The organism is Micrococcaceae bacterium Sec5.7 (genome assembly GCA_039636785.1).
Lineage (GTDB): Bacteria > Actinomycetota > Actinomycetes > Actinomycetales > Micrococcaceae > Arthrobacter.
In genome coordinates this window covers 89994-106007 of record CP144169.1, presented here as the reverse complement: position 1 = coordinate 106007, position 16014 = coordinate 89994, and the positions used below count along the sequence as shown (strand labels likewise).

At 64.7% G+C, this 16014-nt stretch carries 14 protein-coding genes, 1 pseudogene and 1 riboswitch; of the genes and pseudogenes, 8 read left to right on the top strand and 7 right to left on the bottom strand.

Going from position 1 to position 16014, the window contains the following annotated elements:
- Window positions 1-46 precede the first annotated feature (46 nt).
- Complete coding sequence (locus tag V3C33_00515; GenBank protein ID XAS67861.1) at window positions 47-685, bottom strand: VOC family protein; 639 nt, start codon at window positions 683-685, stop codon at window positions 47-49.
- 383 nt (window positions 686-1068) lie between these two features.
- A riboswitch (SAM riboswitch) is annotated at window positions 1069-1184 on the top strand.
- Window positions 1185-1382: 198 nt separating this feature from the next.
- On the opposite strand from V3C33_00515, the gene V3C33_00510 reads away from it, so the two are divergent.
- A complete protein-coding gene (locus V3C33_00510; GenBank protein ID XAS69824.1) occupies window positions 1383-2456 on the top strand; it encodes a homoserine O-acetyltransferase in 1074 nt (357 codons plus the stop codon).
- A gap of 25 nt (window positions 2457-2481) precedes the next feature.
- On the opposite strand, the gene V3C33_00505 is transcribed toward V3C33_00510, so the two are convergent.
- The 4 genes and pseudogenes from V3C33_00505 to V3C33_00490 all read right to left on the bottom strand — a co-directional run bounded on the left by V3C33_00505 (window position 2482) and on the right by V3C33_00490 (window position 5000).
- Entirely contained in the window at window positions 2482-2952 is a 471-nt protein-coding gene (locus V3C33_00505) for a hypothetical protein (GenBank protein XAS67860.1), read from the bottom strand.
- Between the two features lie 45 nt (window positions 2953-2997).
- Window positions 2998-3330 (bottom strand): crosslink repair DNA glycosylase YcaQ family protein, encoded by a 333-nt coding sequence (locus V3C33_00500; GenBank protein ID XAS69823.1) that lies wholly within the window; start codon window positions 3328-3330, stop codon window positions 2998-3000.
- A gap of 43 nt (window positions 3331-3373) precedes the next feature.
- Window positions 3374-4034 (bottom strand): annotated as a pseudogene (locus V3C33_00495) (winged helix DNA-binding domain-containing protein).
- Window positions 4035-4148: 114 nt separating this feature from the next.
- Window positions 4149-5000 carry an SGNH/GDSL hydrolase family protein gene (locus V3C33_00490; GenBank protein ID XAS69822.1) on the bottom strand — a complete coding sequence of 284 codons (852 nt, stop codon included), beginning with the start codon at window positions 4998-5000 and terminating at the stop codon, window positions 4149-4151.
- 94 nt (window positions 5001-5094) lie between these two features.
- Here V3C33_00490 and V3C33_00485 point away from each other — a divergent pair, with 94 nt between their 5' ends.
- On the top strand, window positions 5095-5742 hold the full coding sequence (locus V3C33_00485) for a phospholipase (GenBank protein XAS67859.1): 648 nt from the start codon (window positions 5095-5097) through the stop codon (window positions 5740-5742).
- Between the two features lie 41 nt (window positions 5743-5783).
- Here the strand turns inward: V3C33_00485 and V3C33_00480 are convergent, their stop codons facing one another.
- A complete protein-coding gene (locus V3C33_00480) occupies window positions 5784-6038 on the bottom strand; it encodes an RNA-binding S4 domain-containing protein (GenBank protein ID XAS67858.1) in 255 nt (84 codons plus the stop codon).
- 33 nt (window positions 6039-6071) lie between these two features.
- On the opposite strand from V3C33_00480, the gene V3C33_00475 reads away from it, so the two are divergent.
- The 5 genes from V3C33_00475 to V3C33_00455 all read left to right on the top strand — a co-directional run bounded on the left by V3C33_00475 (window position 6072) and on the right by V3C33_00455 (window position 13431).
- The gene (locus V3C33_00475; protein XAS67857.1) at window positions 6072-7070 is read left to right on the top strand and encodes a DMT family transporter; all 999 of its coding nucleotides are present in this window, start codon (window positions 6072-6074) and stop codon (window positions 7068-7070) included.
- A 115-nt stretch (window positions 7071-7185) separates the two neighbouring features.
- Complete coding sequence (locus V3C33_00470; GenBank protein XAS67856.1) at window positions 7186-8571, top strand: glycine--tRNA ligase; 1386 nt, start codon at window positions 7186-7188, stop codon at window positions 8569-8571.
- 2 nt (window positions 8572-8573) lie between these two features.
- The gene (locus V3C33_00465) at window positions 8574-9596 is read left to right on the top strand and encodes a GNAT family N-acetyltransferase (GenBank protein XAS67855.1); all 1023 of its coding nucleotides are present in this window, start codon (window positions 8574-8576) and stop codon (window positions 9594-9596) included.
- A gap of 432 nt (window positions 9597-10028) precedes the next feature.
- Window positions 10029-12218 (top strand): multicopper oxidase domain-containing protein, encoded by a 2190-nt coding sequence (locus V3C33_00460; protein XAS67854.1) that lies wholly within the window; start codon window positions 10029-10031, stop codon window positions 12216-12218.
- A 94-nt stretch (window positions 12219-12312) separates the two neighbouring features.
- Complete coding sequence (locus V3C33_00455; protein XAS67853.1) at window positions 12313-13431, top strand: hypothetical protein; 1119 nt, start codon at window positions 12313-12315, stop codon at window positions 13429-13431.
- A gap of 270 nt (window positions 13432-13701) precedes the next feature.
- On the opposite strand, the gene V3C33_00450 is transcribed toward V3C33_00455, so the two are convergent.
- The gene (locus V3C33_00450; GenBank protein XAS69821.1) at window positions 13702-14388 is read right to left on the bottom strand and encodes an alpha/beta fold hydrolase; all 687 of its coding nucleotides are present in this window, start codon (window positions 14386-14388) and stop codon (window positions 13702-13704) included.
- Window positions 14389-14564: 176 nt separating this feature from the next.
- On the opposite strand from V3C33_00450, the gene V3C33_00445 reads away from it, so the two are divergent.
- Entirely contained in the window at window positions 14565-15992 is a 1428-nt protein-coding gene (locus tag V3C33_00445; GenBank protein ID XAS67852.1) for a YibE/F family protein, read from the top strand.
- The last annotated feature ends 22 nt before the right edge of the window (window positions 15993-16014 follow it).

Sequence of the window (16014 nt, the reverse complement as noted above, 5' to 3'; positions counted from 1 at the left end):
ATGGCGGCCGAAGTTCAGGTGGACACAGAGACCGGTGAAGCGAGGGTCAGATGGTGACCGCTCCGGATGCGGTTTCGAAGGTGACTGACAGGATGCCGGGCGTGCCGTGTGGAGCCAGCCAGTTCACGGCGACGTCCTCAAGCGGCTTCTCGACAGGTTCGCCCAGCCATTCGGTGACCCGCTCTGCTGAGCCGGCGATGGTGAGGCTGGACATCTTGACGTTGCTCTCGTAGGCGTTGGACGGATGAAGGTCCGGATCGCCTTCCCACTTGAGCATGTAGGGGACCTGCGGATCGGCAATGAGCCCAAGGATGCCGATCTGCTTCCAGACCAGTTCGCGCCCATCCGGGAACTTGCGATTGCCGTTGACGGCGGCGCGGCCCAGGCGGTCTTCGAACGGGGCGAGGTCGTCAACTTCGACGCACCATCCCATCCAGCCGCCGCCGGCTGCCGAGCGTGCCCGGACAGCCTGGCCGAAGGGTGCCTTGTCAGAAGCCGGGTGGTCCAGGACCTCCACAACCTCCAGATATTTGTGCCCGGCGAGCGGGATAATCATGTTCCTGGTACCAAATCGGGGATGGACACCACCCTTGACGGCTTCGACGCCGAGGGCGGTCGAAATACGGTCGGTGGTGGCAGCCAGGCCATCGTGTTCACAGGCGTAAGAGACGTGATCCATGCGCATGCCATCATCTTGACACTTTGTGATGGAGCTCTCAGCTAAGGCATCCCTAACCGTCATGGGATGTCCATTAAAGACCCTCATCCGACAGCCGTATCGCCGGTCACTGCGTTCCTGATTGCCCAAAGGCACCGGTGCCGCGGTGGCGTTCCACCTTGCCGGCGGCGCGGAAGCAGGGTGAGGCTCTCCGTGGGCCTCGAGCACATCCATGACGTCCTTGCTGATCTCGAGGCGGGCTTCCGCGCCGCCAGGGGCGTCTGAGCGGCAGCTGCAACGGCTGATCTGCAGCGGCTGTCCGGGTGCCTGACGGGCATCCGGACAGCGGGGAGTCATAAAGGTGTCACAATCTTCGCCATTGGGACTCCGCATTTCGTAGACTTGCCTCAGGTCATGAGTGCCAGCGACAGCCCCGGCTTGCTGGCCGGCAACCCTCCTTCTGCGGCGGGGTGCCCCGGGTGAAGACCTGGCCTGCCGGTCAGCTGACGGCGGGCAAGCGCGTAGAAAAGGTCCTCACATGACGATTGCCGTCGCCCGCACCGCCGTACCTGAAAACGGAAAGGCTGCCTTATCCGACATCGGAAACAATGACCGGATTCCCGCCGTTCCCGATCATCCGGCCAACGCCAACGCCAACGCCGACTCCAATCCCAAAGCAACTGCCGCGTCCTGCACTCCTGCTGTCGGAACGGTGCCGGACGGCATGGTCCGGTACCTGGGAATCGGCGGCCTTGAGCTGGAAGCCGGCGGGTTCCTGCCGGATGTAACCCTTGCCTACGAAACGTGGGGAACGCTCAACGCGGATGCTTCAAACGCGGTGCTCGTCCAACACGCCCTGACCGGCAGCACCCACGTGACAAAGGGGGCATCGGACGAAGCCGGCTGGTGGGAGCAGTTGGCCGGTCCCGGCGCCCCGGTGGACACGGACAGGTTCTTTGTTGTCTCCATCAACATTGTGGGCGGCTGCTACGGATCCACCGGGCCGTCGTCGGCTGCTCCGGATGGAAAGCCCTGGGGTTCCCGGTTCCCGCTGGTCACCCTCCGGGACACCACCGTGGCCGAGGGGCGGCTGGCTGACCAGCTCGGCATCGGCAGCTGGTTCGCTGTCCTGGGCGGCTCCATGGGCGGTGCGCGCGCACTTGAATGGGCGCTCACCTACCCGGACCGCGTGCAGCGCTGCGCGGTGATCTCGATAGGTGCCAGCAGCACCGCCGAACAGATTGCCTATGCCCAGGCACAGACGCTCGCCATCCGGCAGGACACCAACTTCAACGGCGGCGACTACTACGGAGGTTCCTTGCCCGAGGACGGACTGGCTCTGGCCCGCCGCATTGCGCACATCACCTACCGCTCGGCCCAGGAGCTCGATTTCCGGTTCGGCCGGAACGCGCAGGCCGCGGAATCGCCCTTGCGGGCGGCGTCACTGGGGGAGCGCGGCCGGTACCAGGTTGAGAGCTACCTGGACCATCAGGGCAACAAGCTGGTCCAACGGTTTGATGCGAACAGTTATGTCGCCATCACGGAGGCGCTGATGAGCCACGACGTGTGCCGTGGCCGCGGTCCGCTCAAGGAGACTCTCTCACAGGCAACGGCCGAGTTTTTTGTGGCCGCAGTTGATACTGACAGGCTGTACTTCCCTGCCCAGTCCCAGGAATTGGCGGATGCGCTGCCCGGAGACGTTGAGGTGCACGTGATCCAGGCACCTATCGGCCATGACGGGTTCCTGACGGAAATCGGCCAGCTCAATGACCAGCTGCGGAACAGCTTCTTCGCATAGAGCTGCGGCGCCGCACCTTCAGGGTTCAGCCCTTCATGATCTCCGCACGCTGGGCCATGTAGTCTTCCATGGCGAGTTCACCGTTGCTGTATTTCGTGTCCAGTTCAGCCAGTTTGCGCGCGCGGAAACCCTGCGGTTCCGACGGCGGCGGCGGCGTGGCCGGGGCGGCCGGCTGCTGAGGCTCCTGTTGTTGCGGCGGCAGGGGCTGATTCGGCTGGAACTCCTGATACGGCTGGAACTCCTGGTTGGGCTGATTCTGCGGCAGGGGCTGCTGGCCGCCGATCTGCCGGAAGCCGCCGCCGAGATAGTCCTGCTGCGTGTAACCGTCCCGGGGCTGGTTGCTCTGCGGACCGGAGGACCCAGGCGGGAACTGGTCCGGGTACCGGCCGGAAAAACTCTGGTCCTGGTTCCGGCGCTGGACGGATTTCCGGTACATCCGCATCCCCATCGGAATCAGGAATGACAAAACGATGATCCAGAAAAACAGGTTGTTCACAGGGCCGCGCCTCTCAGAAGTGTCCTTCCAGCTTAACCCCCATGGTCACAGCCGGACGGCCGGCATTTCCAGAAAAAGGCTGTAGCGGTCGACAGCCTGCTCCAGGGCTTGCCCGGCGGCGGGATCGAGTGAGCCAGCCGTGCGGACGTCCAGTTCGCAGCGCCCGCGGGAGAATGCATGCCGCCAGGTACGGATCATGCGGCCATCGAGAAGCACCACGTGCATGGGGGCCTGTTCCACAGGGAAGGCGGGGACGCTGCCGCCCAGGTAGTGCCTCGATTCCGAGTAGCGCATAACGAATTCGTCGTAACACTGGATCAGATCGATCCGGGATCCGGGATCCGTCAGCCCCATCAGGTTCAGCGCGGTGGCCAGCACGGAAATAGAATCCGACGCCGACAATCACCGTGGTTTCCAGCGCTCCCGGATCTGCTTCAAGGGTCAGCTTTACTCCCGATCGGATATCCGCCATGGTCAGGCCGGACCAGTCCGCGCAGTCCTTGATGGTGGCAGGACCACGGCTGACAAAGTACCGCAGCGCCAGTTCGGCAAGCGACTCTGCCCGGGACCTCAGTGCAGCCGGCGCGGCGGGGACGCGCTCGTCGAACAGTGCATAGGTCTGCTTGAGGGCCCCCGGCGCTCCGCACGGGGGCGCCGGGGACGAGCACCCCACCGATTTCCGCGTTCATGATCAGGTAAGCCAGTTCCAGACCCTTGGCCAGAAACCCTGCACGCTGCAGTTCAGTTGCCAGCTCGTCGCGGGTCAGATGGTTCCCGCCGGTCCCGGCCGCGGCGAGCACCGTGTTGCCCTTCTCAGCTACTTCGGTATCTATTCCGGTGCGGCGGTACATCCCGCGGTTGCCCTGGTGCAAACGCGGGCCCGAAAGCGACATTAGCCAGCGCAGATCATCGCGGTGCACAAAATGCCACGTGGGCCGCAGGATATGGGTGGGCAGGATCCGGCCGTCTGCCACAGCCTGCTCCACCTCAGCGGCGGTAGCTGACGTGGTCCGCTGGGCCAGCGACCAGCGGGCATACTGGAACTCCTGGGCCTGGACGGCAAGCAGGTTCTTAACGGCCATGGCCGGGGCGTCCGCATGCGGGCCACGGAGCTGCTGTCTGCTCAGCCTGAGCCGCACCACCCCGTCAGCGTCCATGCCGATTCCTGCCTCCGCCCTCAACACAGGTATGGCCGGCTACTTCCGGCTGGAGTCCCCGGACCCCAGCGGTCCCTCGCCGGATCCCATCGGGACACCGGGTCCGAAGACGGGCCCCGGCATCGGACGCTTGGCAGTGATGCCATCGCCTGATGAACGGTGGCGCAGCCGCCGGACAACCCACGGGACGAAGTATTCGCGTGCCCACACCAGATCGCCGGTGCGCGCTTGGCGCCAGCTTTGCGGGGGCAGCGGCTTGGGCATGAGTGGTTCCAGAGTGTGGTGGACGTTGAGGGAATCCAGCACCATGGCCGCGATGGTGTGATGGCCGAGCGGCGAGAAGTGAAGGCGGTCCACGTCCCACATCTGGGGATCGTTGAGCTGCCTCAGCGACCACATGTCTGCGATGACGGCGTCATGACGCGCAGCAACCGTCCGCAGGTTCTCGTTGTAGATGGCCACTTTGCTGCGGAAGCGCCCCAGAACCGAGGAACCGACGTCCGGGCCGTTGAACAGGACCACTGTTGCCCCGCCCATGGCCAGAATCTGGACCACCGAGTCGAGTTTCTCGGCCAGGGCATCGGGATCCCCGCCGGGGCGGATGAGATCGTTTCCGCCAGCGGAGAGCGTGACCAGATCCGGCTTCAGCGCCAGACAAGGGGCCAGCTGCTGGTCAACGATCTGCTGGAGGAGCCGGCCGCGGACCGCCAGATTGGCATACGCGAAGTCGCTGGAGCCACGGCTGAGTTCCTCGGCCACGCGGTCCGCCCAACCACGGTGTCCGCCAGGGTTCTGTGGCTCAGGATCTCCGATTCCTTCGGTGAAGGAATCACCCAGCGCCACGTAACGGCTCCAGGGATGGCTTCCCGCAATGTCAGGCGGATTCTGCATGGCTTTTATTTCACTCACGTTCTTATCCTGCCTCCTGAGTCTCAAGCTACGCCACCGTAGGTTGTTACCGTCGGGTAACTGTAAGAATGGAAGCATGACTGAAGCCGAAGTATTTCCTGCCCCCGTCGTTTCGTGGTCCAAGACCGAGGACTCCCGGGCCGGCAAACCCCTGTTGGTGGTGCTCCATGGCTATGGCGCAAACGAGCTGGATCTCCTGAGCCTCGCTGACATGCTTCCCGACGACTTCGCAGTGGCGTCCGTCCGCGCCCCCATCGCCATGGGCCCCGGCTTCACCTGGTTCCCGCTGACCGGCTCTGTCGACTATTCGCTCGACGCCGTCAAGACCGCCTCCGGGTACGTGCTGGACTGGCTGGACAGCGTCAAGGCCAACCACCCTTCGGTGACCCTGCTCGGTTTCTCGATGGGAATGGCCATGGCCACGACGCTGCTGAGGCAGCGCCCCGCAGATTTTGCCGCCGTCGTCGGGCTTTCAGGTTTTGCGGTCGACGCCGGTGCGGACGCCAGCTTCCGCGACGGCGAACTGGACGGTACAGTGCCGCTTTTCTGGGGCCGGGACCAGCAGGATCCTGTCATTACGCCGGACAAGATCGATTTCACGATCGGCTGGGTGCGGAAGCACGTCAAGCTGACAAAAGTGCTCTACACCGGGATGTGGCACGGTATCAACCAGCAGGAAATCGGCCACGTGTCCGAATTTCTGACCCACGAGGTGCTCAACTAGTAGCTCGGGACGGCAAAACGCCCGAAGGGAAGGCGGCCGCGTCAGCCAGCGTCCGTCTGCTTGGAAGGGGCGGGGGCGCTGATCCGGACGGTGCGGCCGCCCACCGTGATGGTGTCGCCGTCGTGCAGCTGGCGCCCACGGCGGTCGTCGATCTCGCCGTTGACTTTGACAAGGCCGCCCTTGATCAGTTCCGCAGCCTCCACACCGTCTTCCACCAGGCTGGCAAGCTTCAGGAGCTGACCCAGCCGGATCATGTCGTCGCGGAGGGTGATCTCTTCAATTTCCTGGTTGCTCATGTAAGCAATATTGCCTGACGTAGAGTGAACCCAATGACCCACTCACCCCGGCTTCCACTAATCGCCGGCCTGCCCATGGCGATTGGTGCCGGCCTGGCCATCCCCGTCCAAGGCCGGATCAACGGCGCCCTTGGTGCCCGGCTTGACGACGGAATTGCCGCCGCGGTAGTGAGCTTCAGCATCGGACTGGTGGTTATGATCATCATCTCCCTCGTGCTTCCAAAGGGGCGCGCCGGGCTCGCCAGGATCCTTCCTGCCGTACGGGAACGGGCTTTTCCGCCTGTCTATGTGATGGCCGGCGCGATCGGGGCCCTCTTTGTTTTTGCGCAGTCATTCACCGTCGGGCTCCTTGGCATCGCCCTGTTCACGGTTGCCACGGTTACCGGCCAGACTGTCAGCGGGCTTCTGGTGGACCGGCTGGGAATCGGGCCGGCCGGCAAGAAGCGGGTCACCGGCATCAGGGTGATCGGCTGCGTACTCACCATTGCCGCCGTGGCGTGGGCTGTGTCACCGCGATTCGGCACGGCAGGCGGTCCGGGCAGCACCGGTGAGCCGGGACAATGGCTGCTGCCGGTGCTGCTTCCCGTCCTGGCAGGATTTCTGATGAGTTTCCAGCAGGCCATGAACGGGACCGCCACCGTGCACTACGGCACTCCCATCGCCGCCACCCTTGTGAACTTCATAGCCGGCACAACAATCCTGTGGATCGCTTGGGGCATCAAGGCGGTGACCATGGGCCCGGCCAATCCGCTGCCCGGTGAATGGTGGTATTACCTGGGAGGGCCCATGGGCTGTGTGTTCATCGGTCTGGGCGCCCTTCTGGTCCGAAGCCTGGGTGTACTGGTGACAGGTCTGGGCATGATCGCCGGCCAGCTGCTGGGTTCACTGGGACTTGATCTGCTGTTCCCCGCGCCGGGCACGGTAGTGGCGCTGACTACAGTTCTGGGCACGGTGCTTACGCTAGGCGCCATTGTGCTGGCCACCTTGCCCTGGCCGCGGGGCGCCTTCAGGAGGCAGCGGCCGGTAGGCTAGGAGGCGCAGCTTCCTGCACAGCATTTCCTTCACACCGCCCCGCCCGGCAACCGGCCGGGTACCCGGGTCAAAACCGCGGACCGCACCCAGCGGCCTTGTAGAAATTGGAGTCACCATGGCAGCAAAATCCGTTCTCGACCAGGTCATTTCCCTCTCCAAACGGAGGGGCTTCGTGTTCCAGGCCGGTGAAATCTACGGTGGCTCCCGCTCTGCCTGGGACTACGGGCCCCTTGGCGCGGAGTTGAAGGAAAACATCAAACGCCAGTGGTGGCAGTCAGTGGTCCGCGGCCGTGAAGACGTGGTGGGCCTGGACTCCTCGGTGATCCTGCCCCGCCAGGTATGGGAAGCCTCCGGCCACGTGGACGTTTTCTCCGATCCGCTCGTGGAGTGCCTCTCCTGCCACAAGCGCTACCGTGCAGATCACCTCGAGGAAGAGTACGAGGAAAAGAAGGGCCGTCCGGCTGAGAACGGACTGAAGGACATCGCGTGCGCCAACTGCGGCACCCGCGGCGAATGGACTGAGCCGCAGGAATTCTCCGGGCTGCTCAAGACCTACCTCGGACCGGTGGCAAACGAAGAAGGCATGCATTACCTGCGCCCGGAAACGGCCCAGGGCATCTTTGTGAACTTCAGCAATGTGCTGACCACCTCCCGCAAGAAGCCGCCGTTCGGCATCGGCCAGATCGGCAAGTCCTTCCGCAACGAGATCACGCCCGGAAACTTCATTTTCCGCACCCGAGAATTCGAACAGATGGAGATGGAATTCTTCGTTGAGCCCGGCACTGATGAGCAGTGGCACGAGTACTGGATGAAGGAGCGGATGGACTGGTACACCGGCCTCGGCCTCAAGGCAGACAACCTGCGCTTCTTCGAGCACCCGCTGGACAAGCTCAGCCACTACTCCAAGGGAACTACGGACATCGAGTACCGCTTCGGTTTCCAGGGCTCAGAGTGGGGCGAGCTGGAAGGCATCGCCAACCGCACTGACTTCGATCTCAACACCCACGCCAAGGCGTCCGGTACGGACCTGAGCTACTTCAACCAGGCCACCAACGAGCGCTACACGCCGTACGTGATCGAACCCGCCGCCGGCCTGACCCGGTCGTTCATGGCGTTCCTGATCGATGCCTACACCGAGGACGAGGCCCCCAACGCCAAGGGCGGCGTGGATGTCCGCACCGTGCTGAAGCTTGACCCGCGCCTGGCTCCGGTCAAGGCAGCCGTCCTTCCGCTCAGCCGTAACGAGGACCTGTCGCCGAAAGCCAAGGCCCTCGGCGCCCAGCTGCGGAAGAACTGGAACATCGACTTCGACGACGCCGGTGCAATCGGCCGCCGTTACCGCCGCCAGGATGAAATCGGCACGCCGTTCTGTATCACGGTGGACTTCGAAACCCTCGAGGACCAGGCCGTCACCATCCGTGAGCGCGACACCATGAGCCAGGAACGCGTCTCCCTGGACAAGGTGGAGGGCTACCTGGCCGCCCGCCTGATCGGCGCCTAGGCATGGCGATCGAGTACCGTGAATGGCGTGAGGGAGACGACCTCGCGCTGCTGGAAATCTGGGGAGACCCGGAAACGCTCCAGGCCGGTCAGTTCCGCAGCGCTCTGGCACTGTCGGCTTCCGGCGAAAACGGAACGCCCTGGCGCCGCTGCATCGTCGCCGAGGACGTGGTGGGCGGGATCGGCATTCCGGTTGCTGCCGGTGTGGTGTACGAGGCATCCCTGCATCCGGAACGCCTCTGGGCTTATGTCGAAGTGGACCGGGACCACCGCCGCTCCGGCGTCGGCGCCACGCTCCTGACCATGCTTCGCCGCGAAGCGGAACAGTCGCCGTCGGGAGCCGGCAGGCTGCGGGCGAAAGTTCAGGCCGGTAGCCCGGGTGCTGCATTCGCGGAAGCCTTTGGCCTGAAGCCCATCCAGGGTTCCCGGCTGATCGTGGTTGATCCGGGAGCGCTGAGTCTCCCGGTCTTCCCGTCAAACAACGACGGCGGACGGCCGGCGAACGATGAGGACGCAGGTTCAGATGTGGTGATGGACCTTGCCACCGGTTCGGTTGAACTCACGGATGTGGTGGGGCGCTATTACAGTGCGATCCACGAGTGGGACTCCCCGGGGGTCCTGTCCGTGCGGCAAGTGCAGAAGCAGTTCCTGGACGAGCTCACGGGCGCGCACGGTGCGATTGTGCTGCGTGCCGAGCCGGAGTCAGCATTTGGAACGAGTGTGGCTCCCAGCAAAAAGGGCCGCATCCGTGCCTTCGCGGTGAGCTATGCGCATCCGGCACAGGGAGCTTCTGGTCAGGCCGAGGCCACGGACGCCACTGACGTGTTTCTTGGCCACGAGCCTGCTCTGGACCCTGCTGATGCCGCGGAAGCGGTGCGTGACCTGCTGGCGCTGATCGCGTATCAGCACCCGGTGATGCTGGAACTGGACGATTCGATGTCAGCGCTGCGCTCCGTCGTCGGACCTCTGCTGGAAAACGGCAAGGCCCGGAAAACAGGCCCGGAGACGCTGATCGTCTCCGACTGACCCCTTTACCCGAGTGGGTAGCAGCACACGTCGTTTTGCGGCGTCATATCAACGTCTGCTGCTACTCAGTTGGGGTCCCTGTTTTTGCCTCGTAGAGGGTGCCAGCCCTGGTGGTGCGCGTGACCACGCCCGGGAAGTTCAGCCGCCGGCATCAGGTCGTTTGGGTGACCCCTCGTGAATTTCCTCCTGCGTCCGTTCTCGTACGCGAAACCTACATACTCACTGGACTTCTGCGGGGGGACCCAACCACCAGTGTTTTCACAAGGTCCGCAGCCCACAGTGGTCGCGCGGGGGGAATCCCATAGCGAAGCTGACCCCACACGGCCAGGAGCCCCCCGTGATCAAACGTCAATCTGGGGAACGACGTACACGGGATGATGACCGGTGGCCGCAGGGCTGCCTTTCGTCCCAACGCGAAGGAGGCGCAGACTGATGTCCGAGGAATCTGCAAACACAGGCGGAATATCCCGCCGCACGCTCTTGCGGTTGGGGGCAGCCGGGGGAGCCGGAGCCGCACTGGTGGCCGCGCAGGGGTGGGCCGGCCCGCTGCTCGCCCAGAGGGGCCTGCTCTCGTTCGACGGCGCGTTCGCCGCTTCGTCGACAGCGCTTGGTGATCTGTTGTTTTACAAGGAGGCGTTCCCGACGAGCCCGTTGATCATGACGCCGTTCCGGGACCGGCTTCCGATCCCCAAGGCGCTGGCCCCGGTGCCGAAGTCGGAGTTCAGCGCGTGGGCGAAGCCGCCCGGTCCGGGCTACGACCAGCAGAACTCGCTGCTCAACGAGCGGCATCAGATATGGTGTCCTGTGCCCGGGGGTCCGGACCCGATCGTCTACAAGATCGACTTGCTGCTGCGGGGGCATGCGTTCACCACGTCGAAAGTGATGCCCATCAACACATTAGGGCATCCGACGGTCTCGTTTGATGCGAACGGCAAAACGATCGCCGCGGGCACGGCGCGGACTTTGCCCCTCAGCACCATTTACGGCTTCAACGGCACCTTCCCCGGGCCAATGATCAATGCCGAGTACGGCAAACCAGTGCTCGTCCGCTTCGCGAACCATCTGGACGAAAACCCGCTCAATCTCGACCGCCAGGACTTCGGATCCCCGGACTGGTCCTCACTGATTCACCTGCACAACGGGCACACCGCACCGGAGAGCGACGGCAACCCGCACTATTCGATGATGTACGGTCCCAAGCGCATGGGTTACCTGCCGCAAATGTTCGTCGACAACCTGTACCTGAACTGGCCGGCCGGGGGCGACGACCGCGAGAAGCAGAGCTTCTTCTGGTTCCACGACCACCGGATGGACCACACCGGCTCCAACGTCTACAAGGGCCTGGTGGGCCTGTACCCCATCTACGACCCGAAAAACGGTCTGGACATGGGAGACGAGCGCCGGGGCTACCGGCTTCCCGGAGTCCGCAAAGACAACTCGGACGGGTCCTTCGACGTCGAGTACGACGTCCCGCTGGCGTTCTACGACACACGCCTGGACGACGGAGTGACCGTGCACCAGGACGTCCACGACGGGCTGGGTGAATTCCCGGCCGCCAACAACCCTGCCAAGCACCCCAAGTGGTGGGGCAAGACGTTCTACAGGCACTTCCCCAACCACGGCTTCGTGGGCGACATCTTCACCGTCAACGGCACGGCGAACCCGGTGTTGGAGGTGAAGCGGCGCAAGTACCGCTTCCGGTTCCTGGACGCGTCGGTCTCGAGGATCTACGAGTTCAAACTGATGAGCTCGACGCAGGGCCCGAAGTCGGCGGCGTCGCTCGGCTACATAGGTGACGAGCTCGAGGGCCAGTACCGCATCCCCGACGCCCAGCAGTGCATGCGGTTCACCCAGATCGCCTCGGACGGCGGGCTCCTGCCGTTCCCGATCAAGCGGGACTCGTTCGAACTCTGGCCGGCCAAGAGGCGCGAAGTCATCGTCGATTTCACGCGGTACCAGGACGGCACGCCCACCACCAAGGGCGATGTCATCTACCTCACCAACGTCATGAAGATGCCCAACGGGCGGATGTGGTCCAACTCCTCGCGCTTCCTCCCGGATCCGGCCTACAAGGTGCCGGTGCTCAAGATCGTGATCGGCGACGACGCGCCGGACGACAGCCGGATCCCGACGGCCATGCGTCCGCTTCCAACGCTGCCCGGCAACTGGAAGAACCTGCTGGACAACCGCCTGATATTCGAGGTGGAGCGCGGCAGCCTGGGCGGCGAGATCGAGTGGCTCATCAACGGCCAGCCCTTTGAACCCTACACAGTGGCGACGAGCCTGAAGAACAAGGCAGGCCGCACGCCGCTGGCCCAGCAAAAGAAGGGCAGTTTCAACCTCTGGGAGATCCGCAACGGCGGCGGCGGCTGGGTCCATCCGTTCCACCTGCACATGGAGGAGCACCGCACCGTCATGCGGAACAACAAGGACGTGACCGGCGGGGGGGATCGCTCGCATCCGGACGACGTCTCGCGGGAGGATCTGGTGGCGCTCGACCCGGGTGAGTCGGTGATCGTCTACCGCGGCTTCCGGGACTTCGTCGGGCCGTATGTGGCGCACTGCCACAACCTGGCCCACGAGGACCACGCCATGATGTTCGGCTGGGAGATCACACCGTGACGGCCGTCCGCCTCCACCTGTGAACCAAACCGGCCGGGGTTTGCCACACCAGGCAGGCCCCGGCTCCGACAAAGGATATGAGAGGTAGCGGGAGATGATCGAGAAGACCAGGCTCCGCAACTCAATCAACAATCGCGGCGCGATCCGGGGCGGCCCGGCCGTCCCATGGTTGACTGTTGTATCGCTGGCGGCCGTGATGGCCTACGCTGACGGCTTCTGGATGATGTCGCTGCGGGGTGCCGTCGGGGCCATTGAACGCACACAGGAGCCATTCGCGGGCTGGCTGCGCGAGTCCACCGCCGCCCTCCCGGTGTTCGTTTTGGCTGTACTCGCGGCGCTCACGCTGGCGCTGCGCTGGTTCGGGCCCGTGCTCTCCAGAGCGCGGACCGTCGTGGCGACGGGGCTGCTGATCGTTGCGGCGGGCACGCTGGTCGGCATCGCAGAGGTTGCGGCCAGCTCCGCATGGGACTACCAGCTGCAGCTTCAGCTGATGGACTCGATGCACCACGGCGGTTCGGCAACCGTTCTGCCGGCCCTGGGTGAGGCATCCCTCGGGCTGCAGCTTGCTTCGGTGGGCTATGGCAGCGCGCTGGTTCTCGTCACCAACCTCGTGGTGACCGGGTGGATGGTGGCGATCCGCGGCGGCCGGCTGGACGTCAGCCAGGCACGACGGCGAACGGCTCGCAGCGGCCGAATTGGCCACGGACGGCTGTTTCTGGCTGCCGCGCTGTTCGGCAGCGCTGCCGTCCACGCGGCCGTCGTACCCGAGCATCTGAGCGAGTGGGGCGCGGCCGGTGCCTTCTTCCTTGTTCTCGCCGCAGCACAGCTTGCCCTTGGCCTCTTGTTGCTCATTCGGCCCCGACCCGGCCTGCTGCTGGCCATCGCTGCAGTCTCGATCGTTCCGCTAGCGCTGTGGTTGTACTCCCGCACCGTCGGACTGCCTTTCGGGCCCGCCGCCGGCGTACCCGAAACGGTCGGTGTGCCGGATTGTGCTGCCGGCGCCCTTGAGCTGGGCACGCTGCTGGTCGCCGTCATCGTACTCCGCCGCAGTGGCCGGCTCCCCGGACGCCCACCGGCGTCAGCCCACATCCGCTCACTCTCGGTGGTTGCGGTGATCGCCGTCAGCGTCATAGGTCTCGCCGGAACCGGCCCAGCCTGGTTCGACAACCCGGGAAGCTCCTTGGACGAGTCGGTGGAGGTCTCCCATCATTGAGGCACGCGGGGCCGGCCCCGCGCTAAACCGAAAATCCCGGAGATCATCCGGCCGCGGTGCCAGCTGGGTGGATCCGCAGGCTTGGGACTCCGACGGCGGCCTTTGGCAGCGTCGTCGGCGTCCAGCCGCTGGCGTTGATCTGGTCGACTCAACATACTCCCGGTAACGGGGGGCGTCCGGCCGCGCCTTTTTCGGAGAGCGGCTTTCCGGTCTTGCCAGCCAGGGCAGTCCAGGACAGGCCGGGCAGGAACTCAGGCCGCGGAGACGGGCTCACAGAACCAACGGGATGAGGGCTGATGCGGGGAGGAGGCGGCTAAGCCCCGGATCCTGGCGCAGCTCAGCGCCGGTCCTCTCAGCGAAGGCCTGCATCAGGAAACCCGTAGCCAGTGTGTGCCAGAGGCGGACCCGCCGGAACATAAAGTGCCCTGCACCTCGTAGCGAAACGTATTGCAGCGATTTGGCCTCCGCGGCAGCACGCCGGGCGAAGTTCAATGACTCCGCCGGGCTGGTCCAGCGGTCGTTTGCGCCATGCACCAGCAGGACTTTCCGGCCGGCCACCCGTGCGGCGGGTGTTTCGCCGCTGAGCCACGGAGCCAGGGCCACCACGGCGTCCACCAGGGGGTCGTCGGCCGCGCAGACGGCGGTCAGGCCTCCCATGGAATGGCCCAGCAGATAAACCGGAACACCCGGGTGCTCCCGGTGGACCTGTTCCAGGGCCCAGCGCGCATCCTGGAGCGGCGACATGTCCTCACCGTTCCAGCCGCGCACCCGGTTGCGCAGGGACCACACAGCAAGCCCGTGGGTCTTGCCGGCCCGGTGCAGATGCCTTGCGAACGGGACCATTCTGGCTGGACTGAGGTGCTGGGCCTGCACGGGCTCGAAGCTGTGGGACTGGCCGCCGTGCAGCACCAGGGCCACGCCCAGAGTGGGACCAGAGGCTTGCCGCACCGTCAGCACGGGGTTGTGGGCGACGTCCGGCCCGGAGTCAACGGCACCGGCCGCCCCGGGCGCAACACCTTTGCCTTCGCCTGTTCTGCGGTTGGTCACGCGTGCATCCTCCAGACTCACTGATGGTCCATTCATCAACCCTATGGTGCCGGACGTAGAGTTCAAGGCATGAGGTCAAACAACTGATGGGTTCCGGACACTCCCACGGTCATACAGAGCATTCGGCGCCGACGGTACAGGCGATTGCTGCCCGCCGAAGGGCCAACTGGATCCTGGCGGCAGTGCTGGTCCCGCTGACATTGCTTACCCTCGCAGCCATGGCCATGATGTGGCCCTCGGGCAGCAAAGAGGGCATGACCCTTGCGAGTCCCTACTCGACGGCGCCGGGCGTCACCTTCGACACCGGCAAGATCCAGAGCGTGGTGGTGGAGAGCTGCACGCCGGCCACCGCCCCTGCCGAGACCGGGCAGGACAGGCCAAAGGGCTCGGACTGCACTTTCGCGTTCACCCAACCGGATAAGGGCGGCAGCACGGTCAAGGTGGTCATCAACCCGGACATTACCAAGTCCCATGGCGTCAAACAGGGGGACAACATCCGGTACCTGAATCTCTCCAATGTCCAGGGCGCTTCGTCAGGGCAGGGCGCACCGGCCTACGTCTTTGTGGATTTCGTCAGGACCCTGCCCATTATTTTTCTGGCGATCCTGTACGCCGTGGTGGTGATCGCGGTGGCCCGCTGGCGCGGATTCCGCGCTCTGATCGGCCTCATCGGTGCGTACTTTGTGCTGGTGAGCTTCATGCTGCCGGGTCTCGTGGAAGGGAAACCGCCGCTGCTGCTGGCAATGGTGGGTTCCACGGTGATCATGATCGGGGTCCTGTACTTTGCCCATGGTTTCTCGGCCCGGACGTCCACCGCCTTGCTGGGAACCATGTTCGGACTGGGCATCACCTCGCTCCTGGCCGCGTGGGCCACTGATGCCGCGAACCTGGCCGGGGTAGGCAACCACGAGGCCTCCACGCTGGTGAACATTTCGGGCAACATCTCGATCTCCGGCATCATCCTGTGCGGCCTCATCATTTCCGGCCTGGGCGTCCTCAACGACGTCACCATCACGCAGTCCTCCGCCGTGTGGGAGCTCTACGAGCTGGCACCCAACACGAGCGCCCGCAGGCTTTTCGCTTCGGCGATGAGGATCGGCCGTGACCACATTGCCTCCACGGTGTACACCATTGCCTTTGCCTATGCGGGGGCCGCCCTGCCCATTCTGATCATCGTGATGCTGTACGACCGCCCGCTCGGAGATGCCCTCACAAGCGCCGAGCTGTCCGAGGAAGTCGTCAGGACTCTCGTCGGATCTGTCGGCCTGGTGCTCGCGATCCCGGTCACCACCCTGATTGCGGTCCTCGTGGTCAAAGCCACGGGCATCCGGGCCGCAGCTGTCGCTGCAGGCAGCGCCCCGGATCAGGAACGGATCACCGTTGACCCGGACGACGTCGGCGACACCGGTGCGCTCGCAGCGGCAGTTGCCGTGACTTCCGGGAAAGAGCTGGCACAGGAAGGGCGGACGCCGGAACCGGACTCCGGGCGCGGACGCCGGGCGGACAGAGGCTGACAGGCCGGCAGCCCGATTTGCC